23 protein-coding genes and 4 pseudogenes are annotated in these 20,906 nt (G+C 61.2%); 19 read left to right on the top strand and 8 right to left on the bottom strand.

Annotated elements, in window-relative coordinates; all coding sequences use genetic code 11:
• Positions 1-159 precede the first annotated feature (159 nt).
• The 3 genes and pseudogenes from HHAL_RS13690 to HHAL_RS03845 all read left to right on the top strand — a co-directional run.
• Positions 160-285 (top strand): annotated as a pseudogene (locus HHAL_RS13690) (nucleotidyltransferase domain-containing protein); the annotation flags it as partial.
• A 54-nt stretch (positions 286-339) separates the two neighbouring features.
• A complete protein-coding gene (locus HHAL_RS13230) occupies positions 340-648 on the top strand; it encodes a nucleotidyltransferase domain-containing protein (RefSeq protein WP_011813547.1) in 309 nt (102 codons plus the stop codon).
• Complete coding sequence (locus HHAL_RS03845) at positions 645-1,118, top strand: hypothetical protein (protein WP_011813548.1); 474 nt, start codon at positions 645-647, stop codon at positions 1,116-1,118. Before HHAL_RS13230 ends, HHAL_RS03845 begins: the two co-directional genes overlap by 4 nt.
• Positions 1,119-1,188: 70 nt before the next feature.
• Here the strand turns inward: HHAL_RS03845 and HHAL_RS03850 are convergent, their stop codons facing one another.
• Positions 1,189-2,343 carry an Arm DNA-binding domain-containing protein gene (locus tag HHAL_RS03850; protein ID WP_011813549.1) on the bottom strand — a complete coding sequence of 385 codons (1,155 nt, stop codon included), beginning with the start codon at positions 2,341-2,343 and terminating at the stop codon, positions 1,189-1,191.
• 227 nt (positions 2,344-2,570) lie between these two features.
• The gene (locus HHAL_RS13235; protein ID WP_187147883.1) at positions 2,571-2,708 is read right to left on the bottom strand and encodes a hypothetical protein; all 138 of its coding nucleotides are present in this window, start codon (positions 2,706-2,708) and stop codon (positions 2,571-2,573) included.
• A gap of 81 nt (positions 2,709-2,789) precedes the next feature.
• On the opposite strand from HHAL_RS13235, the gene HHAL_RS03855 reads away from it, so the two are divergent.
• Positions 2,790-3,044 carry an antitoxin gene (locus tag HHAL_RS03855; RefSeq protein ID WP_011813550.1) on the top strand — a complete coding sequence of 85 codons (255 nt, stop codon included), beginning with the start codon at positions 2,790-2,792 and terminating at the stop codon, positions 3,042-3,044.
• The gene (locus tag HHAL_RS03860; RefSeq protein WP_011813551.1) at positions 3,041-3,385 is read left to right on the top strand and encodes a PIN domain-containing protein; all 345 of its coding nucleotides are present in this window, start codon (positions 3,041-3,043) and stop codon (positions 3,383-3,385) included. The genes HHAL_RS03855 and HHAL_RS03860 overlap by 4 nt, the downstream gene beginning before the upstream one ends.
• A gap of 4 nt (positions 3,386-3,389) precedes the next feature.
• On the opposite strand, the gene HHAL_RS13695 is transcribed toward HHAL_RS03860, so the two are convergent.
• Complete coding sequence (locus tag HHAL_RS13695) at positions 3,390-3,518, bottom strand: transposase (RefSeq protein WP_144446085.1); 129 nt, start codon at positions 3,516-3,518, stop codon at positions 3,390-3,392.
• A gap of 102 nt (positions 3,519-3,620) precedes the next feature.
• Between HHAL_RS13695 and HHAL_RS03865 the strand changes: the two genes are divergently transcribed.
• The 3 genes from HHAL_RS03865 (at position 3,621) to HHAL_RS03875 (ending at position 6,144) form a co-directional block, all read left to right on the top strand.
• Entirely contained in the window at positions 3,621-4,961 is a 1,341-nt protein-coding gene (locus HHAL_RS03865) for an IS200/IS605 family accessory protein TnpB-related protein (RefSeq protein WP_041595047.1), read from the top strand.
• A 362-nt stretch (positions 4,962-5,323) separates the two neighbouring features.
• Positions 5,324-5,644 carry a hypothetical protein gene (locus HHAL_RS03870; RefSeq protein ID WP_011813554.1) on the top strand — a complete coding sequence of 107 codons (321 nt, stop codon included), beginning with the start codon at positions 5,324-5,326 and terminating at the stop codon, positions 5,642-5,644.
• Positions 5,645-5,808: 164 nt separating this feature from the next.
• A complete protein-coding gene (locus HHAL_RS03875) occupies positions 5,809-6,144 on the top strand; it encodes a nucleotidyltransferase family protein (RefSeq protein WP_041595048.1) in 336 nt (111 codons plus the stop codon).
• 7 nt (positions 6,145-6,151) lie between these two features.
• Here HHAL_RS03875 and HHAL_RS13425 read toward each other — a convergent pair whose 3' ends face one another.
• Positions 6,152-6,307 (bottom strand): hypothetical protein, encoded by a 156-nt coding sequence (locus HHAL_RS13425; protein ID WP_187147884.1) that lies wholly within the window; start codon positions 6,305-6,307, stop codon positions 6,152-6,154.
• Positions 6,308-6,616: 309 nt separating this feature from the next.
• Here HHAL_RS13425 and mntA point away from each other — a divergent pair, with 309 nt between their 5' ends.
• The 9 genes and pseudogenes from mntA to HHAL_RS12910 all read left to right on the top strand — a co-directional run bounded on the left by mntA (position 6,617) and on the right by HHAL_RS12910 (position 15,407).
• Positions 6,617-6,988 carry a type VII toxin-antitoxin system MntA family adenylyltransferase antitoxin gene (mntA, locus tag HHAL_RS03885; RefSeq protein WP_011813556.1) on the top strand — a complete coding sequence of 124 codons (372 nt, stop codon included), beginning with the start codon at positions 6,617-6,619 and terminating at the stop codon, positions 6,986-6,988.
• 209 nt (positions 6,989-7,197) lie between these two features.
• Positions 7,198-7,443 (top strand): annotated as a pseudogene (locus HHAL_RS03890) (MarR family EPS-associated transcriptional regulator); the annotation flags it as partial.
• A gap of 56 nt (positions 7,444-7,499) precedes the next feature.
• Positions 7,500-8,171, top strand: coding sequence for an RpnC/YadD family protein (locus tag HHAL_RS12510; RefSeq protein WP_144446086.1), 672 nt, complete (start codon positions 7,500-7,502; stop codon positions 8,169-8,171).
• Between the two features lie 326 nt (positions 8,172-8,497).
• Positions 8,498-8,872, top strand: a complete 375-nt coding sequence (locus HHAL_RS03900; RefSeq protein WP_011813559.1) for a MarR family EPS-associated transcriptional regulator — start codon at positions 8,498-8,500, stop codon at positions 8,870-8,872.
• Between the two features lie 44 nt (positions 8,873-8,916).
• Complete coding sequence (locus HHAL_RS03905) at positions 8,917-10,719, top strand: ABC transporter ATP-binding protein (RefSeq protein WP_011813560.1); 1,803 nt, start codon at positions 8,917-8,919, stop codon at positions 10,717-10,719.
• Positions 10,720-11,028: 309 nt separating this feature from the next.
• The gene (locus HHAL_RS03910) at positions 11,029-12,321 is read left to right on the top strand and encodes a UDP-N-acetylglucosamine 1-carboxyvinyltransferase (RefSeq protein WP_011813561.1); all 1,293 of its coding nucleotides are present in this window, start codon (positions 11,029-11,031) and stop codon (positions 12,319-12,321) included.
• Complete coding sequence (gene murB, locus HHAL_RS12515; protein ID WP_011813562.1) at positions 12,309-13,250, top strand: UDP-N-acetylmuramate dehydrogenase; 942 nt, start codon at positions 12,309-12,311, stop codon at positions 13,248-13,250. Before HHAL_RS03910 ends, murB begins: the two co-directional genes overlap by 13 nt.
• Positions 13,251-13,502: 252 nt before the next feature.
• Entirely contained in the window at positions 13,503-14,414 is a 912-nt protein-coding gene (locus HHAL_RS12905) for a sulfotransferase family 2 domain-containing protein (RefSeq protein ID WP_187147885.1), read from the top strand.
• 63 nt (positions 14,415-14,477) lie between these two features.
• Positions 14,478-15,407, top strand: coding sequence for a glycosyltransferase family 2 protein (locus HHAL_RS12910; RefSeq protein ID WP_011813564.1), 930 nt, complete (start codon positions 14,478-14,480; stop codon positions 15,405-15,407).
• A gap of 540 nt (positions 15,408-15,947) precedes the next feature.
• Here the strand turns inward: HHAL_RS12910 and HHAL_RS03915 are convergent.
• Positions 15,948-16,631 (bottom strand): annotated as a pseudogene (locus tag HHAL_RS03915) (reverse transcriptase domain-containing protein); the annotation flags it as partial.
• A gap of 54 nt (positions 16,632-16,685) precedes the next feature.
• A protein-coding gene (locus tag HHAL_RS03920; protein ID WP_144446162.1) for an IS3-like element ISHha1 family transposase occupies positions 16,686-17,842 on the bottom strand; the annotation gives its coding sequence in 2 pieces (ribosomal slippage) (positions 16,686-17,590 and positions 17,590-17,842; 1,158 coding nt in all).
• Positions 17,843-17,913: 71 nt separating this feature from the next.
• Between HHAL_RS03920 and HHAL_RS12915 the strand changes: the two are divergent.
• Positions 17,914-18,033, top strand: a pseudogene (locus HHAL_RS12915) (IS3 family transposase); the annotation flags it as partial.
• Here HHAL_RS12915 and tnpA read toward each other — a convergent pair.
• Both tnpA and HHAL_RS03935 read right to left on the bottom strand, forming a co-directional pair.
• Positions 18,030-18,164, bottom strand: coding sequence for an IS66 family insertion sequence element accessory protein TnpA (gene tnpA, locus HHAL_RS13700; protein WP_420842054.1), 135 nt, complete (start codon positions 18,162-18,164; stop codon positions 18,030-18,032). The pseudogene HHAL_RS12915 and the gene tnpA overlap by 4 nt on opposite strands.
• Before the next feature lie 366 nt (positions 18,165-18,530).
• Positions 18,531-19,601: an IS110 family RNA-guided transposase gene (locus HHAL_RS03935; protein ID WP_187147886.1), complete on the bottom strand. Its 1,071-nt coding sequence runs from the start codon at positions 19,599-19,601 to the stop codon at positions 18,531-18,533.
• A 306-nt stretch (positions 19,602-19,907) separates the two neighbouring features.
• On the opposite strand from HHAL_RS03935, the gene galE reads away from it, so the two are divergent.
• Complete coding sequence (galE, locus tag HHAL_RS03940) at positions 19,908-20,897, top strand: UDP-glucose 4-epimerase GalE (protein WP_011813570.1); 990 nt, start codon at positions 19,908-19,910, stop codon at positions 20,895-20,897.
• Positions 20,898-20,906 lie beyond the last annotated feature (9 nt).

The raw sequence follows: 20,906 nt of genomic DNA on the forward strand, positions 1-20,906 counted from the left end.
GACCGTCGGCCGCTGAGCGCTCAAAAAACTGCCGTACACCGGAGTTGGCGCGCCCGCCTTTTCTGGCCTCGCTGATGACGTTGGTGTCAATCAAAAACACGCGGCGCGCCCTCCTGATCATCGGCGCGCTGGAAGTCATCGTCACGGCCGACGTCTGGCATGGAGGCAAGCAGTGATAGCATCTCTAGCTTACCAACGGATGACGAGGGTATCCTCGTGGAGCGAGCGTTCGGGTCCACGGTCAACGGGACCGCCACCCCCGAGAGTGACCTCGACGTGGTCGCTCTGGACTCAGATCGAGCGCAGCGATCGCTCCCTGGCCACCTGAGAAGATCGCTTATGCGCCTTACGCAACGCCAGCGGGAGGTCATTCAGCAAGCAGCACGACGGGCCTTTGGCCCTGGCGCGCGGGTCAAGCTGTTCGGCTCCCGCCTCGACGATCAGGCCCGAGGCGGCGATTTCGACCTCCACGTCGAGACCTCCGAGGCGGATCCTGAGCGCCTCGTCGCGGCGCGGCTGTCCTTCCTCCAGGCACTCCATGCCGATCCAGCCCTGGAGGATGAGAAGATCGACGTGGTCGTTCAGAGCCCCTTGCACAGCGCGAGGCCGATCGACCAGGTGGCCAGGCAGGAAGGCGTCGAGCTATGAGCAGCGGCAACCGGGCCAAACTTCAGGAAGCGGTCGATGCCTGCACCTGGCACGCCGAGATCTTGCACGAGGACCTGGCGGAGCACGGCGATCACCGCTACGACGCCCCATACGTCGCGCACCTCGACCGAGGCAGACTGCGCTTACTGGACCAGATGGCCTACCGCTTCACCAAGCTCCAGGACACCATCGGCCAGCAAGCCTTACCCGGCATCCTGGAGCTCGCCGAGGAGCCGCTGCCGCCGGAAACCCCCTTCGCGCAGAAGCTCCAGCAGCTTGAGCGCATCGGCGTCATCCCCTCTGCCGAAACATGGCGCGAACTGCGCGAGACCCGGAACGCGATCGCCCACGAGTACCCGGATCAGCCCGAGATCCGGGCCGCGGTCCTGAACCGCTTCCTGCAAGATGTGGAGAAGCTCCTCGCGTTCTGGATCCAGATCGAGCGCAGCTATCGCTCCCTTGTCGCCTGAACAAGCGAACCCCCATGAACCCCGCAGCACTCCGCCTGCAGGTGCTGCGCGCCGAGGCAGGATTGCCGCACTATTGGCTCGCCATCATCGCCTCGAACGCGGAACCGTCGTCGCCCAGGGCATTCGCCACGAAGGGGGCGTAGCGCTCGAAGAGCATCTTCGTCGAGGAGTGGCCAAGCAGCCGGGAGACGAATAACGGATTCTCGCCGGCAGCCAGGTGGAGCACGGCGGCCGTATGGCGGGTCTGGTAGACCCGTCGCGGGGCCAGACCGAGGGCCTTGAGGGTAGGCTTCCAGACCTGCTCGGCCACCCAGCTCGGGTGAAGCGGCCGCCCGTCCGAGCGCGTAAAGACGTAGTCGTCACCCTGCCGACCCCGAATGTGCCGATCCAGCTCCGCCGCCAACCCCGGCGACAAGGGGATATCCCGCCGGGTCTTGCGGTGCTTGAGGGTCGTCTGCCGCCCATCGACCCGGGCCTCGCGAACCCGCAGCTGCCGGCGCTCCAGGTCCACGTAGCACACCTTCAGGCCGTCGACCTCGCAGCTGCGCAACCCGGTATAGAAACGCAGCTTAAAGTAGAGGTAGTAATCCGGATCGACGGCGGCGAGGAAGGCGTGGACCTGCTCCGCGGTCAGCGGCATGGGATCGTCGCGATCGTCGCGCAGGGGCCGGATTTGGCGCATGGGGTGCTCGATCCCGAGTTCGCTTTCGGCGAAGCGCATCACGCCGGCGAGGGGCGTGAGGATGAAGTTGATACGGGCGTTGCTCAGCCGACGCTCGCCGCGGGCGTTGGTGAGCTCCAGGAGTTCGTGCCGAAAGGCGCGGACCGCGCGCTCGGTGATCTGATCCAACGGCCACTCGCCGAAGTGCGGAATCAGATAGCCCTCCAGAACACCGCACACCCGCCGCGCGTAGCTCTCCTTCCAGTCCCCGAGGTGGAGCTGATACCACTGCCACGCGTAGGGGCCGAAGCGCTGATCCGGCGCTCGCGAGCCCTGCTCGCGCAGCCAGCGCTGCGCCTCGGCCAGCTTGCGGCTGTTGGGGAACCAGGCCGCATAATCGAACGTCCCCATCTCGATCTCGGCGTTGATCCGCCGCAGATCACGCCGGATCCGCCGGCGATTCTCGGGCGTATCGCGCAGCCCGGAGGTCTCGCGGAAGCGCCTTCCGTACAGACACAGATCGTACTGCAGCACCCCATTGGGGCGGACACAGAAACTCGCCATGACCTTCACCTCTCCTTCCCTGGAGACGATGATCAATCGTACGCCCGAACGGGCGGTCTACGTCCACCACTGGCTGACGGGAGCACTTGCTTCGCGGATCGCATATGAGCGCGGTGGCGGCGGATGGCCCCCAAACAGGCGGTCGCGGTGCCGCGCGGTCAGGGCTGCCGGGAACTGTTAAAGTGAAGGAATGGAGCAGACCCCGCAGCATCCGCAGTTGCACTCGGTCAGCCAGCGGCTCGCCAGTCCAGTGCCTTGCGCGGCCGCTGGTTGAGAAGGCGCGCAATATCGTTGAGTTGGGTCTGGCTCGGCTCGCTGAGATCGGCGCCCTGGTCCAGGGCCTGTGCGAATCGGGTACTGGACATCAACCGGACCCCCCGCCATTCTTTGGATGTACATGAGCGTGTGTACTAGGCCGCCCGAGCGTATCCGGCCAGGGGGGAACCATGAGCGAACACATTACCCGCGTATTCCAGAACGGAAACAGCCAGGCGGTGCGTATCCCCGCCGCATACCGCCTGGATAGCGACCGCGTTTTGATCGAGCGCAATGAACGCGGCGATCTGGTGTTGCATCCGTTGCCCGAGAGGCGCGGCGATTCACTGCTGGCGGCCCTGGAGGGGTTTGACGACGAGTTCATTGCGGCCTTGGAAGAGGAGCGGGACCAGCCGCAACCACCCCAGGACCGGGAGTCGCTGTGACTTACCTCCTGGACACGAACATCTTGATCTACCTGATCAAGAACCGCCCTCCCGCCGTGGCTGAGCGGGTCAACGCCCTGCCCAGGGAAGATCTGCTCTGCATGTCGTTCGTGACCTTCGCGGAACAGCTCAAGGGCGCAGAAAGAAGCACCCGGAAAGCGCAGGTCCTGCAGAGCCTGGAAAGGCTGAAACAGGAAATCATCGTGGTTTATCCCGATAGCCCCGTCATATGCCACCACTACGCGGAACAGTTCACCCTCTTGAACAAGTGCCCGCCGCATTCCGCGACTCAATTCCCGTCAGGGAATGAGTCGTCGGTCAAGGCGGGCTTTCTTGGCTGAGGACCTAGTGCTTCACGGTGTAGAGGTTGGCCCCGCCGGTCGTTGTGACCGCATAGGCGCGCGACCAGAAATAGGGCTTCCAGAACCACTGCGCGAGATGCTCAGATGCGCGTGATCGGCCTCGCCGTTGCACTCAGTGAGTGCTGCAGCCCCAATTGCCGATCACATCAACAAATGCGGGTTCTCAGCGTTGTGTTCGATTGCACTTTAATTCCTGATCTGAAACAATTTCGCCGTGAAACTCATCCGCTCCGACAAGCTCGGCGTCAAGGTTCATCGACCCGAGCAGCGTGAAGCCCTCGATGCGACACTGGCGGTGTATCGCAATCTTGTGCGTGATCTCATGACGATGATGATGACGCATTGGCCTGCACTTGGTCGCTTCGAGGGCAACGCCATCGTCAAGGAGGTCGAGCGGTTGATCCATCCCACCAGCAAGCGCCCGCAGGTACGCTACCCCTATTTCGCGCGCCGCTATTACAAGTTCCCGAGCTACCTGCGCCGCGTTGCGATCATGGATGCCGCCGGACAGGTGCGCTCCTTCCATACCCGATTCGACACCTGGCGCTGCGGTGATCGCAGGCACCAACATGCACAACCGCCACGGCTTGTTTGTGCCACGAATACATTCCCAGCGCTCTATCAGGGCCAATGCATCCGCTTCAATGAACGCTACACCGAGGCAGCGATCAAGGTCTTTCACCGAGGCGACTGGGTGTGGATGCACTTTCGGCTGACCGGTGCGCATCGCTATCTCGGCACGGGCAAGCAGCGTGCCCCTCAGCTTGTGGCCAAGCGCGGGCGCTACACGCTGTCCGTGCCCGTTGAGCGCCCCATCACCCTGCCACGCAATGCCGATGTCGATCGTGTGCTGTCGGTCGATGTCGGGATCAACACCGCCGCTACCTGGGCGGTTGTCGATGCCACCGGCACTGTGCACGCCCGAGGCTTTCTCGGGCGTTGCGACAAAGACCGTGAGGCACGGCTGATCGCCCGCATCCAGAAGGCGGCCCGACAGCACACGCGCCACGGCTGCCGGCTGCCACCGGGCTTCTGCGCCCGGGATCACCGCCGGTTGCGTGGGTTGTTCGACAATGCCGCTCACCAGATCAGCCGCCGGATCGTCAACGAGGCATTGGCGCATGGCGCCCAGGCCATCATCGTTGAGCACCTCAAGGGCTGGCGACCCCGAGCCGGTCGGCGGCGCAGCCCCCTGCGCCAGCGCTTCCACCGCTGGTTCCACCGGCTGCTCGTCGATCGTATCGAGGCCAAGGCGACTGAGGCCGGGCTGCGAACACGGACGGTCTACCCGCGCGGGACTTCTTCGCAGGCGTTCGATGGCTCCGGCAAGGTGCTGCGGGATCAAGCCAATGCCCGTCTTTGCACTTTCCCGAGCGGCAAGCGCTATAACGCCGATCTCAATGCGGCCTACAACATCGCCGCAAGAGGCATTGTCAGCATTCACCGCCCGACTCGCGAGAGTCAGGCGGGTGCGCAGCGGCCGAAGCCCGCTGCCACACCGCGAAGCCCGGTGACGCTCTCCAGCCTGTGGCCCACGGCCACGGCAACTGCGTGAGTGATCGGATTCCGCGACTCAATTTCCGGCAGGAAATGAGTCGTCGGAGGCTTCAAAGTGGAGGACTGGGCGTCCTGAGCCGGATCGAGGCGCTGTGCGCGGAGGTGGAGGCCGCCGAGCCGGCCGGCGACGAGGCGGTGGACGAGGCCGACTAGCCCCCGGCCCCGCCGAGCGGCCCGGCACCGTAGCGGCCTTGCCCGCGGCCTCCCCCTGTGGTGGAATCCTGTGCTCACAACCTGAACACACCTGCCGGACGGGCCTGCCCAGGCGTCACCGCCCTGGCGGTAGCGTGCCGGAGCGCCCCGACCGCGAATCGTCGATGGGATCGCGGGCCGCAAGCTGCACAATCAGATGAGGCTGGAATGGCCAACAACACCACGGCTTTAGCCCATCAGCTGCGGGCTACCCAACGCCTTGCATACCGCCTCGAGCAGGCCATCGAGGTGCTACGCCCGCACTTCCCGCTTGACCCCGAGCAGTTCGATCCGGACATGCTGCCCGTGGAGGTGGCGATGGGCCTAGACGCATTCCGTACGCGCTTCGCTGACCTCCAGGACATGCTCGGGCGCACAACTTTCCGCAGCTTGGCGAGGGCGGATGAGGACGAGACCCCCGGGCAAGAGCTGACCACCCGCGAGCGGATCGCGTTGATGGAACGCCGTGGCATCCTGGACGCCGCGTAGTGGCGACAGATCCAGGAGGTCCGCAATCAGTTCGCCCACGAGTACCCAGACGCTCATAGTGAGAAGGCGGCAAACCTGAACGCCGCTTGGCAGCTTACACCCCCCTTGCTGAGCGTTGCACGGCGGTGTACCCAGTACGCTCAGGAAAAGCATGGAGTAACGTGGTGCGACTAACGCCCGCCGAGCAGGCCACGATCCGCTCTGTTTGCCACAGCCACCTGCCGGCCGACCTCATATGGCGCCTACGCGTCTTCGGCTCCTGCCTTAATGAGGAGGCGCGGGGCGGCGATGTGGACCTCTACCTGGAGCTCGAGGGCGCAGATGCCACACGGCGGGCCGCCGTAGCTCGCGATCTTCGACCTGCCCTGGAGGAGGCCCTCGACCGGCCCGTGGACCTGGTCGTTCAGGATCCGGCACAGCCCCTGAAAGCCGTCGCCGCCATCGCACGGGAGCAGGGCATACGCATCGCTCAGGCCGACTCCGGCGAGCAGGTGAGCTGACGCCGCACTATTGGCTCGCCATCATCGCCTCGAACGCGGAACCGTCGTCGCCCAGGGCATTCGCCACGAAGGGGGCGTAACGCTCGAAGAGCATCTTCGTCGAGGAGTGGCCAAGCAGCCGGGAGACGAATAACGGATTCTCGCCGGCAGCCAGGTGGAGCACGGCGGCCGTATGGCGGGTCTGGTAGCCCCGCCGGGGGGGCCAGACCGAGGGCCTTGAGGGTGGGCTTCCAGACCTGCTCGGCCACCCAACTCGGGTGAAGCGGCCGCCCGTCCGAGCGCGTAAAGACGTAGTCATCGTCCTGCCGACCCCGAATGTGCCGATCCAGCTCCGCCGCCAACCCCGGCGACAAGGGGATATCCCGCCGGGTCTTGCGGTACTTGAGGGTCGTCTGCCGCCCATCGACCCGGGCCTCGCGAACCCGCAGCTGCCGGCGCTCCAGGTCCACGTAGCACACCTTAAAGTGAAGGAATGGAGCAGACCCCGCAGCATCCGCAGTTGCATTCGGTCAGCCAGCGGCTCGCCGAGGACGAGGATATCCTCGTGGGACTGGCGTTCGGGTCCATGGTCAACGGGACCGCCACCCCCGAGAGTGACCTCGACGTGGGCGTGCTGTGTGCGGGCCCCCTTCCCGCCGAGAAACGTCGCGCATTGATCCATGACCTGGGCCAATGCCTCGGGCGCCCTGTGGATCTGGTCGACCTCCGTACCGCGGGCGTTCCCGTGCGCCGGCAAGCGCTGCCGCGCGCAGCATGGCAGCATTGCTGGACCAAGGGTGACCGATTACCGCAGCCTCTCCTGGCCGAGGCCATGCGTGTCCGCAGTACGCGGCTCTCGGGTTAGCGCCGCGACGAGGACACTCTTATGCCCTCATGACCATCTAGATAGTCATAATATAGCCCAATCCGTCTCACGATGCCCAAGGCTTTTCGGCCTACGCCCGGCAGTTGTCTCCCTCGCCCGATCTGATCGGATAACGCTACCCGACCGTCACGGCCCCGCGCGGCCAGGGTTCCCCGGAACTGTTAAAGTGAAGGAATGGAGCAGACACCGCCCCGCGCTCCGTGATCGAGCGCGGCTGGGTCAAGCTCGAGAACTTCCGCCGCTCGGGGCACAAGATGGGCTACGCCTACAAGCTCACCCCGAGCGGCCTCCAGGAGAGGACCCGCCTCGCCTATGAGCACCTGCAGCGCAAGCGCGCCGAGCACGAGCGCCTGATGGCCGAGATTGAGCAGTTGCGCGCCGAGGTCGAGGAGGCAGAGGCAGAGCTGGCGGAGCGCCCGGCGCAGCCCTCGTGACGCAGTCCTTGAGCATGGCTGGCGCCAGCTAACCCTAGCGATAGGCGATGCTCGGTATGGAAACCGCAGATCACCCAGCGAACCCCCACGATGCGCTGGTCAAGGCGCTGTTGGAGGCCCCGGAGCGGGCCGCCGTCGTCCTGCGCGAGAAGCTGTCGCTGATCGAGTGCATCGATGCCGACGAGGAGCTCCTCGAGCTCCAGCGCCACTTCGGCTACCAGGTCCGCCACCTCCGGCCGGATGAACCGGACGCCTCCTACTCCCAGGACCCGGCCGTGCGGGCCGTGCTACGCGCCCTGGCCTGGTCCTGCGTACAGGAGCTCAGCCGCGAGGACCTGGTGCACCTGCTCCGGGACCTGCCGCCCGGCCACCCGCTCGAGAAGCCGCTGCTGGTCTATATCGCCCGGACCTACGGCTCCATCGCCGAGGCCGATGTGCGCTATGCTCTGGAGCAGACACGGCCGATTGAGCAAGCGGAGGAGCTGACCATGACCGTCGCCGAGGAGTGGATCCAGCGCGGAAGACAACAGGGCTGGCAAGAGGGCCGGCAAGAAGGCCTGCAAGAGGCCGAGACCCGAGCGTTGCTCCAGCAGATCGAGCTGAAGTTCGGCCAAGCAACCAAGGAGGCCCACCGCCAGCGCGTGGAGCAAGGAACCCCCGAGGAGCTCGAGCGGTGGCTTCGTCGCATCATCACGGCCAATCGGGTCGACGACCTCTTCGACGATTGACGTTCAGAGCCCATAAGCGACTCGCTCGGGAATATTCATCACGGCGCCGCAACGGGCCGCATAGACAGCACCTTATGGGACTGACTCAGGCCGCCCGGCTGTCTCTTCCGTTACCGTTATTGCCTCAGCCACCCCGCGCACCCAAACTCCCCCGCTGGACCGCTCTACCGCCTGTTGGTTGCCCCCACGTAACACCTGTGGTTACATTACCGCTCACAACCTGAACACCCCTGCCGGACGGGCCTGCCCAGGCGTCACCGTCCCGGCGGTAGCGTGCTCGAACGCCCTACCCCGGCCGCGCCGCGGCCCTGATCAAGCGCCCCCGAATGGACACCGAAGAACTCCACCTGCAGGTGCTGCGCCTGCTCGATGACAACCCGCATCTCAGCCAGCGGCAGATCGCCGGCGAGCTCGGGCTGTCCGTCGGCAAGACGAACTACGCCGTACGCTCGGTGATCGAGCGCGGCTGGGTGAAGGCGCAGAACTTCTCCCACTCCCCGAACAAGCGCCGCTACCTGTACAGGCTCACCCCCGCCGGGGTGAGCGAGAAGGCGCAGCTGGCCTACCGCCACCTGCAGCGCAAGCGCGCCGAGCACGAACGGCTGATGCAGGAGATCGAGCAGCTGCGCGCCGAGGTGGAGGCCGCCGACAAGACACCGGCCGCGGACGACGCCCCCACGCGCAACCCGGGCCAGTCCTGACGAACCCGCACACCCACCCACACGAACCGCCCAACGAGACCGCTTTGCTCCAGAAGATCCTCTACCTACTCAGCCCCCAGGAGAAGCGCCGCGGCGCCCTGGTCCTGGTCATGGTCATCCTCATGGCGCTGCTCGAGACCATCGGCGTCGCCTCGGTGATGCCGTTTCTCAGCGTCCTCGGCAACCCCGAGGTGGTGGAGACCAACGCCGTCCTCGCCAGCCTCTACGACGGCCTGGGCTTCGAGTCGGTGGACACCTTCCTGATGGCCCTCGGCGCGGCCGCCTTCGCGCTGATCGTCTTCTCGGCGCTGTTTCGCGCGCTGACCATCTACGCCATGAACCGCTGGGCGCTGATGCGCGTGCACAGCTTCGCGCAGCGCCTGCTCGAGACCTACCTGCGCCAGCCCTACGCCTACTTCCTCGACCACCACAGCGGGGACATGTCGAAGACCATCCTCTCCGAGGCGCAGCAGGTGGTCGGCCAGGCGATCAAGCCGGCGCTGGAGGCCGTCTCGCACCTGATCGTGGTGCTGGCGCTGATCACCCTGCTGGTGGTTATCGATCCGGTGCTGGCCCTGGCCGTGGCGGGGGCCCTCGGCGGCACCTACGCGCTGATCTATGTCACCATCCGCGGCTTCCTCGATCGCATCGGGCGCGACCGGGTGCGCGCCAACAAAGAGCGCTTCGAGGCCGCCGGCGAGGCCCTCGGCGGGATCAAGGACATCAAGCTGCTCGGCCGCGAGCACAGCTACCTGCAGCGCTTCCGCGGCCCCTCGGCGCGCTTTGCCAAGCACCAGGCGACCAGCAACGTGCTCTCGCAGGTGCCGCAGTTCCTCATCCAGGCGGTGGCCATTGGCGGCATGATCGCCCTGACCCTGGTGCTGATGGCCACCCACGGCGGGGCGACCAGCGGGGCGCTCGGCGAAGTGCTGCCGATCCTCGGCCTCTACGCCTTCGCCGGCCAACGCATGCTGCCCGCGGCGCAGAAGGTCTATCAGGGCGTGAGCAAGCTGCGCTTCGCCGCCCCCGCGGTGGAGAACCTCTACAACGATCTGCTCCACCGCCAGCAGCTCGCCGAGATCCGCAAGCGCGCCCCGCAGCCGCTGCGCCCGCAGCAGGCGATCCGGCTGGAGGACGTCACCTACACCTACCCCAACGCCGCGCAGCCGGCGCTGCAGGGGATTGACCTGGACATCCCGGTGGGCACCTCGGTGGGGCTGGTGGGCAGCACCGGCGCCGGCAAGACCACGCTGGTGGATGTGCTCCTCGGCCTGCTCCGCCCCACCGCCGGGGCGATCACCGTGGACGGCGAGCCGGTGACCGACGCCAACCTGCGCGCCTACCAGCAGGCGCTGGGCTACGTGCCGCAGGATATCTTCCTCACGGACTCCTCGGTGGCGGAGAACATCGCCCTGGGCGTACCACCCGAGCAGATTGACCACGAGCAGGTGGCCCGCTGCGCGCGCATGGCACAGGTCCACGCGTTCATCATGGACGAGCTGCCGCAGCAGTACGCCACGGTGGTCGGCGAGCGCGGTGTGCGCCTGTCCGGCGGTCAGCGCCAGCGCATCGGCATCGCCCGCGCTCTCTACCACGAGCCGGATATCCTCGTCTTCGACGAGGCCACCAGCGCCCTGGATACCGTCACCGAGCAGGCGGTCATGGAGGCCATCGAGGCCCTGCACCACCAGAAAACGGTGATCCTCATCGCCCACCGCCTCTCCACCGTGCGCGAGTGCGACCAGGTGGTGCTGCTGCAGAAAGGGCAGATCACGGCGGCCGGGCAATTTGAGGAGCTGCAGGGGCAGAGTGAGCGGTTCAAGGAGATGGCGAGCGGGTTGTCCTAAACGCCCTCCAACACTCATCAGTCAGAGCCGAGCACATTAGTCAATGAAGCGTCCACGGCTGGTGGCACGACCACCGACACCTCACTGGCACGCCCCAAAAACCGATACAAAGGTCTGCTTCTAGACAGCCCCGAATGAGGACACCGCAACCCGGATAATTCACGACAGGCAGGGAGATAGATTGGCGTAGCGCCGGATACCTTGGATAATCATGGAGTTGGAGACTACACGAGCCAGAGCCGACGCTACGCCAACCTATTTGCCGCCTGTCGTGAATTATCCGGGCCCAAGAGGACTTATGTTTTGAATGTGGATCCCTTTACGGCGAGTGTTCCAAAAGAGAACAACGGCGGTTATCTCAAAATTCTACCTGCACGTTTGAGTGGTACGGTGCGGCTATCGGGAGCCAAGAACGCCGCCTTGCGTCATTTAGCTGCCAGCTTGCTCACTGATGAACCAGTGATTCTTAATAATTTCCCCGCCAGCCTGCTAGATGCGAAGATTCACGTCGAGATGCTGGAGCGCTTGGGCAAACGTGCGGCATTACGAAAACAAGACTGCATCATCTTGAGCCAATTAACGCCTTCAACATCACGGTTAGAATGGACAGGCCGATCGATTCGAAACACGCTGTTGATCCTGGGTGCATTAGTCGCACGTACCGGGGCTGGCGCGGTTCCCTTGCCAGGGGGTTGTAAGCTGGGTGAGCGGAAGTACGACCTGCATGTTAGTGTACTCGAGAGTCTGGGGGCTACTGTCTGGGAAGAAGACGATACACTTTGCGCCGAGGCCCCTCAAGGCTTAACAGGCATGGATATCCACTTACGTATTCGCTCAACAGGAGCGACCGAGAACGCAATTCTGTGTGGCACCTTGGCCCGTGGTGTCACTCGCATCTGGAATCCACATATCCGACCAGAGATCCTCGACCTGATCGAACTACTGCGCAAAATGGGCGCACACATTCGCGTTTTTGGCCAGGAGCACATCGAAGTGACGGGTGTAGAGGGCCTCGGCGGTGCAGAGCATACGGTTATCGCAGACAATATGGAGGCTATAACTTGGCTGGTTGGGGCTGCGATTTCTGGCGGCGATGTGGAGATTGAGGGTTTTCCGATTTCAGACATGGAAGTAGTACTTGCTCATTTGAAATCCGCGGGCGCGAAGATCTATCAAGGTGCCGGATCGGTCATTGTGCGGGGAGGCCCATGCTACCCGCTGGAAATCAGCACCGGACCGCACCCCGGGATCAATTCTGATGTGCAACCGATCCTTGCGGCATGGGCAGCCCATGCTAAGGGTGAGTCGCGCATCATCGATTTACGTTTTCCAGGGCGCTATGCCTATGCGGAAGAACTGGCTCGTATGGGTCTTTGCCACCAATTACATGGCGATATGTTGCTGATCTATGGTAATGGCGGCGGGCTGCACGGGGCTGAAGTACGGGCACTTGACTTACGTGCAGGTGCCGCACAAGTACTGTGCGGCCTGACGGCAGAAGGCGAGACCGTGATCCACGATGCGTGGCAACTTCTCCGGGGTTATGACCGTTTTGCTGAAAAACTAGCAGCATTGGGTGTGGAGTGCTGGTGGAAGAATTGATCTCGAGCCTCTCGCGTCTCTGTCCTGGCGGGGTGCATAGGAATGTCAGTTTGGCGCAGTTCAGTCGTTGGAAAATCGGTGGAATAGCTGACCTTGTCGTTGAACCTGGCTCGCTGGAGGAGCTCAGTGCGCTACGTGCCTTCATTTCTCGCGAGGGGTTGGCAAATGTAGTGATCGGTGAGACTTCAAACCTGCTCTTTGCTGACGAAGGTTTGCGAGCTATATGCATCCGGATTGGATCGAGGCTGGCCAACGTTCAAGTTGATGGTGATGAACTTGTCGCTGATGCTGGTATCTGGGTGCCGTGTTTCGCGCGCCGAGTTATGCAAGCAGGTCTGACCGGTGCCGAGCACATCTGCGGGATACCTGGAACACTGGGTGGCTTGATCTGCATGAACGGTGGTAGTCAGGGCAATAACATCGGCACTGCTGTGCTGGCAGTAACAGCAGTTAACAAAGACGGAGTGGCACTGACGTTGAGCCAGAAGGAATGTGGCTTTGCCTATCGTCGTTCAGTTTTCCAGGAACAAGATTTGGTGATTTCTAAAGCACGTCTGCGCTTTTTACAGATAGAAGAGAAACGTGTCGTACGGCGACAAATGTCAGCACTTTTGCATGACCGCAACTGTAAATTTCCACGCAAGAAACCCAACTGTGGATCGGTCTTCAAAAGCAACCCGGCCATGTATGCCGAGTTCGGTCCGCCAGGTGCAGTGATTGAACGGATGGGCTTCAAGGGTTATCGCATCGGCGATGCGGTGGTCTCGACACAACATGCCAATTTTTTTGTTAACGAGGGCTCGGCCCGAGCGGCCGACATGCTTCGTCTTATCCGTGAGGTGCGTGAAGCAGTTTATGCTGAATCAGGGCATCAGATGGAAGCTGAAGTCAGGTTCGTGACGCAAGAAGGAAGTATCGTATCTGCATGATGAAAAAAGGTCCTTTCGCGGATTGATCTTGCCCGCCACCAGGGGCCTCTAGAAACCTGCTCTCAGCAAGTTGGCGCTTCTTGTGGAACAGAGTGAGTTGCGGCGCCTGCTTGCTGGCATTTAGTAGTTTTTAGAGGCCCCATCAAGCCTGAATAGATAACAGTCGTAGAATCAACTTTAAAACACAACACTCATACCCGGAGTGAAGGAGGATGTTGCGATGGGAACACCAGCACCCGAGTAGTGACGAGCGTGCTCTCCCAGGCGGGTGCCGCGTCACAAATCCGCTCGGGGAACCGGTTATTCAGAACCGACTATTTAAAACCTGTTGTTAAGGAGTTTTTAATGGTAATAAAACGCCCTCTGAGTCACAGCTTAAAGCACAAAATTTTACGTCGCCACAACCCTCAATATGATCGGTGGCTAAAATCTTCTCAAAAAAATGTCGCACTTCTTCCTATACCGAAAAACGCTAACACATGGCTAACATCAATTTTTCTGGTCAATCATGCTCCGTCATCAGGTTTTGACCCAATGCATGAAACGCCTTCTAGTTTTTTAAGAAAACAACCTAGCATGTCTCCTAGGGTAAGTTCTTTTAATGAAATTATGGAAGATGCCACCCAGAAACTAATCGTTTTAAGAGACCCCAAAAAAAGGCTTGTAAGCGGCTTTTATGATAAACTTGTAAAAAAACATCAGAAAAACCCTAAATATAGTGAAGAGGTTGCTGCAGAGGCAGAAAAAGAAACGGGTAGCATTACTTTTTTAGATTTTCTGTCTTTTTTATCAAAAGTCCCAAAGTACCGGCTGAACTTCCATTTTTTGCCACAATATTTTTGGGTTGATTATTACGGTGAAGATTTTTTTAATAAAATTGGAACATTAGAAGACATAGAAGACATAGAAGCATACCTCAAAAACGAAGGTTTTGACATTTCGTTAGGCGGTGCGACTAACCTTCATTCTGGCATTCAAAAGAAAACAAATTACGCTTCAGAAGTTATCGATTGTACCAAAGCAACAATTGAAGATCTAAGCCGGTTAACATATCCCCCGCATTATTTGTCTTTTTTTGGCGAAAGTGAATGTCGCCTGTTTGAAGCCATGTACCAAAGAGATGTCGAAATTCATAAAAAATATTTTTGTCCTGAATCGACTTAATGCGAATAGCCGTGAAAACACTAATGTACTTTGAAATCTTAACAACAACAGGAAGAGAGCTTAATGTTTAGGCCTAGTCCACATAGTCACGTAGACGTTTTTACTATTTGGCATAATAGGTGCGATCATGTTTTTGAGTCTATGTGTTCAATAATTTTTCAAAATTTCGCCAACTATCGAATCATTGCGGTAGATGACGGTTCAGTGGACGGCACAGGTGAGATGCTAGAGTCAGCAAAAGAGAAAGCTGCAGGTAACAACCTCGAAATGCTTGTTTGGAGAAAAAAAAACGAAGGATTCACGGTTTCACTGATTCAGGCAATCGAGCGTTATGGACAAGGTGATTTCTTTGCCTTGCACGGTGCAGGAGATTTTTCTTATCCGGATCGGTTGGCAATGCAATATGACTTGGCCGAAAGAGAAGGGTGCTCGGTAGTAGGGTCCTGGATTAACGTTAGGAGTTTAAAACAAGACACAAAAAAAACACGCAAACCTACCAAAAAGCAAACTCGAAACCCTTTTGCCTACCAAAGACCAAAACCCGGCTCCCATGGTTCTGCTTTGATAAGAGCTGACTTATACCACAGAGCAGGGGGCTATAGACCTGAGTTCACGTATGCGCAAGATGCCGATCTTTGGCTACGAATTAGCAAACTTGCGCCAATAATGAATGTACAAAAAGTATTATACGAAAAAAAAGTATTTGATGGATGTGTTTCATCCGACAGAAACAAAAAAAAAGCCCAAAAAAATTTCTACCTCGTGGCATTACAGTCTGCAATGAGCGTCGACTTGACGAATCACGATGTTGTTGACGGTTTATGCGAACAAAATGTGGCCGAATACGTTAATAGTGATGTTGAGGCAGCGAATAGGTGCTTGAACCCGAAAGCTAAGCCCCCCCTCCCTCTTTTAACGCGGGTAGCCATTCCCATCTACAGACGGATAAAATCCGCCGTTTTACACCTTAGGGCGTACGCATATCACGGTTGACAACTGGTTTCGGATCATTCAGTGCGCCCAGAACGCGCGGTTCACCAGTTGAGCAAGGTTCTACCCAGGCAGTAGCCGGTTTGAGCTAGTAGCTGACGAACGGTGCCGAGGCCTGACCGAAAATCAATATTCGAATTTGTCCGGTGAACAGCAACTTGGCCTGCGACAAGCTCACCCATCTGACCCCCTGTCTGTCAACCTGGAGCCATACAACCCTTGCATGGGTTAACGTAGATTTCAGGGCCACGACAGCAGGAGCAGAAGGATGCCCACCCGGATTATTCATCGTTGGAACAGCCTGAAACCAATATGTCCCTTTGTATCAACAAGATATAAAGCGCCTGCCTGGCACCTCAGCTGCACCTCTTGGGTGAAGCTGAGGCTGGGCCTCGGGACTCGGCAGGTTGTTGATGATAAAGGACATGAATTGTCCCTCTCGCTCTCTTCATGTTGGGTAGACCGGCTGGTCGCCCAGCCGGCCCCCCGATGAGAACCGCTCGTGCCGATTTCCAGCAAGCGGCTCCGCGAGTGATGGTTTCGCTAGATGGCAGGGCGTGCATAAGGCTTCATGATCCGCGGCTGTGGCAGAGGGAGCCGGTGAAGGAGGTGAGAGAAGCGCCACCACGGCATCTGGCCTTTCTGAGAGCGCCGGGCTAGCCAAAAGCGCCAGCGTCGCCGGACACCCTGGGAGAACGCATCCAAAGCGTCGTAGTTGCCCGTGACGCCGTAGTACGCATAGTGCCCCTTCATTTTACGGCAGAGCACTTCCCACTGCTCTTCCACGGGCCGGTGGCGGTTCTGCCGGCACCAGCGGTGGATGTTGCGCAGGCTCCGGCTCAAGCGGTCCTTGGCCGTCTTGGCCTTGACGACCCACTTGCCGCGCCGGGATCGCCCCCAGTAGAGGGTGAAACCGAGCAGGTCGAAGGTCTCCGGCTTAGGCCAGGGGCGCTTGACGTTCCGAGGTGGGCGCTGGAAGCCGATCAACCGGGTCTTCTCCGGATGCAGCTCCAGCCCATACTTCTCGAACCGCCTCGGGAGCACCTTGAGGACCCGCTCGGCGTCATCCCGGAGCTTGAAGAGCAACACGGCGTCGTCGGCATACCGGACCAGCTGGGCCGGACCGCGGAGCCGCGGCTTGGCCTGCGTCTCGAACCACTCGTCCAGTACCTCATGGAGGAAGACATTGGCCAGCAGCGGCGAGACCACCCCGCCCTGCGGGGTGCCCTCTCCGAGGCGCTGCCACTGTCCTGGTCTTACCCAGCGAACGTGGACACGGTGTTAGCTATTAAGCCGGGCCTCGTAGTCGTCCGGGGATAGGTACCCGAGCGTGCTATGAAGACGCCGGCGATTGTAGTAGCCCTCAATGTATTCGAAGACGGCCTCACGCATCGATGCCCGCGTGGGGAATTTCTCGCCATGCAGGGCCTCGACTTTCAGGGAACGGAAAAAGCTCTCGTTGCAGGCATTGTCGTAGCAGCTGCCCTTCGCGCTCATGCTGCTGATCAGCCCGTAGTCGCTGATGAGCCTGCGGTACGCACGGGAGCAGTACTGGCTGCCGCGATCCGTATGGACGATGACCCCCGTGGGGTAGCCTCGCCGTTCCAGGGCCATCAGAAGCGCCTCACAGGCCAGTTCAGCGCTCATCTGATCGCGCATGGCCCAACCGATCACTTTGCGGCCACAAAGATCCAGGACGACCGCGAGATAGAGCCACCCTTCGCCGGTCGCAAAATACGTGATGTCGCCAGTCCACTTCTGGTTCCGCTGCCCCGCTTCAAAGCACTGGGCCAAGTGATTGGGGGCGACCGGCAGGCTGTGAGCCGAGTTCGTCGTCACCTTAAACCGGCGTGACGTGCGTGCCCGGAGGCCCTGACGGCGCATGCTCCGGGCCACGGTTTTGCGATTGACCGACACGCCTTGCCCGTCCAGCTCTCGCGTCAGTCGAGGCGCCCCAGAGCGTTGCCTGGAGTCTTCGAAGGCCTCTTGCACCTGTCCATCAAAGGCCTGCTGGCGTTCTTCCCGTGCGGCGCGGGCCGCCTTGTTCCGGCACCATGCGTAGAAGCCGCTGCGAGCGACGCCAAGGACGCGGCACATCGCCTGGACTCGGTGCTCGTGACGCTGCTGATCGATGAACGCGTACTTCACTTTTGGTTTTTCGCGAAGTACGCCGCGGCCTTTTTTGTGATCGACAGCTCCTCATTCGCTTCCGAGAGCTGACGTTTGAGCCGGGCATTCTCCTCGGCCAACTCCCGCTCTCGCTGCGAGCGGTCCGCTTCGTTCCGGGCCTTGGTGCGCCACTGGTAGATCTGCGCCGGCTGGAGCCCGAGTTGCTGCGCCGCCTCACTGACCCCGACGCGCTCGGCCAACGCCAGCGCCTCGTCTCGATAGGCCTGGCTGTAGCGTGTGCGCTTGGATTTCGTCTTGGACTTGCTCATCTGAGTAGCTTGCCTCGTCATGGATCACCTCGTCGAATGGTAGCTATTGAGGTGTCCACGGTTGGTGGGCAAGACCATCGATGCGTGAGGCCGTCTTCGAATACATTGAGGGCTACTACAATCGCCGGCGTCTTCATAGCACGCTCGGGTACCTATCCCCGGACGACTACGAGGCCCGGCTTAATAGCTAACACCGTGTCCACGTTCGCTGGGTAAGACCATTCTGGCGGGCGTACTCCGCCTTGCTCAGACCAGACGCCGCCCAGCCCTGAACCACCTCGCGCCAGAAGGCACGCTTGCGCTGTTGAGTCCCGCCGGCCATCGCCACCTCCGTGCTCGCGGATCAAAACACGGGGCCAAGCTAACCGGCGGGCGTCACGCCCGATACACGGGGTTCACCGGACGTATATGGCCTCCTCCCGCAAGGGTCGATGAGCCGCCCCAGGGATCTGGCAAACACGGTGCGGTTGCAGTCGTATATCCGGCTTTCTCGTGGAGCGTCACTGCGCTCCTGGCCCTCATGGAATCCGCGCACCGGCTGCCCATCACTTACACGGCCTCTGCTCGGGCGCTTGTCCGGTATCGGCTTTCACCGGTGCCGGTCCGACCTGTTTTGCCATGATTCGGGCTCATCGCCCGCAACCGCCATCGGCGGGGTTGCTCGGCAATGCTGGCCGACCGCCCTCCGTCAGGCGGCGTGAGCCGGTGCCGGGTGATCGAACGGCGCATACGTGCCTTGATCCCGACACAGGGCGTAAGCGCGCCGGGCCAGCTTGTTGGCCAGCGCAATCGTCGCCTTGTTGCGACCGATCCGCGCCTCGGTGTTCATCGCCCACGCCTCCAATGGCGTGAGTTCCGCTTGCTGTGCGGCTCGTCGGCGCATTCGGTACAGCGCTGATCGAGCCCCATGAATCAGCTGTTTCCGTACGTACGGGTCGCCGCTGCGGGTGATTCCACCCAGGCACCTGCGCGAACCGCTGCTGTATTCCTTCGGAGTGAGCCCGAGCCAACCCGGGAACTGCCGGGCACTAATGAACTGGCGCAGGTCGCCGACCGCGCTGACCAGCGCGGTGCTCGTGATCGCCCCGATACCCGGAAGTTGACTGATGCGGGCCGCATCCTGATCCTCGCGCTGAGTGGCCTGCAGCTGCGCGTCGATGTCGGCGACTTGGTCATCCATGCGCTGAATGTTTTCAATAAGGTTGTGCAGTATCTGGCGGATCTTGTCCGGCACGGGTTGCTCTGCATCCTCAAGCACCCCGGGGGTTCGACGCCGTGCCGCGTGGGCGCCTTGGGGTAGGGTCACCCCGTGCTCGCGCAGCAGCCCCCGTGCCTGGTTGATCCACGCCGTGCGATTTCGGATCAACTGCTCGCGGACGCGGTGGAGTTGCTGCACGGCTTGCTGCTCCGCGCTCTTGACCCGGATTGCGTGAATGTCCGGGGCGCGGTGCGCCTCAAGCAGTGCAAGCGTATCCGCGCGGTCCGTCTTGTTTCGCCGCCGATAGCTGGCAACGTACTGAGCAGGGAGTAGCCGGACCTCGTGTCCCTGAGCACCGAGTCTCCGGCCCCAGTGGTGCGCCATACCGCAGCCCTCGAGGACGAAGACACTTGGCGGCTGCTCCCCGATGAAACGCTCGAACTGCCCACGGCTCAGGCGACGGTGCTGCGGCTTCGTCCCCAGCCCGTCCGCGACGGCAACCTCGAAGACGTTCTTTGCCAAGTCAACGGCGACAATCTGCTGCGGCATGACTTCCTCCATCACCATCCGTCGTGGGCCCTCTCCGTTACTCTAATGGTCGGAGAGAGGGGCGGGAGGAGGCCATCCCATCACGTACGTTCAATGGAGTCGAAGCGGCCGCTGGATGAGCCCCGGCGGTAGCTTCCTATTGCCAGATGCCCGTCTCACAGCCACCACGACCGCAGAACGATGCCTTCAGCAAGCCGTTGCGCCCCTCAGCGGACCCACTCACGCGCTGGGGTGGTCAGCTTGGCCGCGTCGTGAATACCGTGGGCTGAGATGCGATCAGTCCCAATTTTGACACATATTGTAACTATGGAGGACTGAATGACGATTCTGGTGACCGGTGGTGCCGGGTATATCGGCAGCCACATGGTGCGCCGCCTGCTGGCGGATGGGTACGAGGTGGTGGCCCTGGACAATCTCTCCACCGGCCATCGCTGGGCGGTCCCGGAGGAGTGCCTGGAGGTTGGCGATCTGCAGGACCGGGACGCGTTGTCGACCCTGTTTCAGCGCTACCGCTTCTCGGCGGTGGTGCATTTCGCAGCCAGCAGTCTAGTGGGGGAGTCGGAGGAACGGCCGCTGGAATACCACGAGAACAATGTCGGCGGTACTCTCAATCTGCTGCGCGCCTGCCTGGAGCTGGGGACGACGCGATTGATCTTCTCCTCATCGGCAGCGGTGTACGGGGCGCCGTCCGAGTCGCCGATCCCGGAGTCAGTGGCGCCGGCGCCCATCAATCCCTACGGGGTAAGCAAGATGGTGTGTGAGCGCATGCTGGCCGATGTTTCCGTGGGGACGTCACTGCGCTTTGTGAGCCTGCGCTACTTCAATGCTGCGGGCGCTGATCCCAAGGGGCGGCTGGGGGAGTGCCATGAGCCAGAGACGCACCTGATCCCGCGACTGCTGCAGGTGGTCTCGGGGCGTTCGGCCGGTTTCACCCTGTATGGCGACGACTACCCAACTCCGGACGGCACCTGTATCCGCGACTACATCCATGTGGAGGATTTGGTGGAGGCCCACGTGATAGCACTGGCGCACCTAGAGGCGGGAGGCGAATCACGCACTTTCAATTGTGGGTATGGTCGGGGTTATTCTGTACGAGAGGTTATCGAAGTAGCACGCGCGGTAACTGGACATCCTTTGCCAGTGGATGTTGGCCCCCGGCGCCCGGGTGATCCATCGCAGCTCGTGGCCGACGGATCGGCTCTACGGGAGACCCTTGGCTGGCGACCCCGTTACGAATCACTAGAAACCATTGTGAGGGACGCTTGGCGGTGGGAGTCCAGACTCCAAGGAATGACGCAGTCCCGTTAATGATACTAC

This window comes from Halorhodospira halophila SL1 (assembly GCF_000015585.1).
GTDB classification, from domain to species: Bacteria; Pseudomonadota; Gammaproteobacteria; order Nitrococcales; family Halorhodospiraceae; genus Halorhodospira; species Halorhodospira halophila.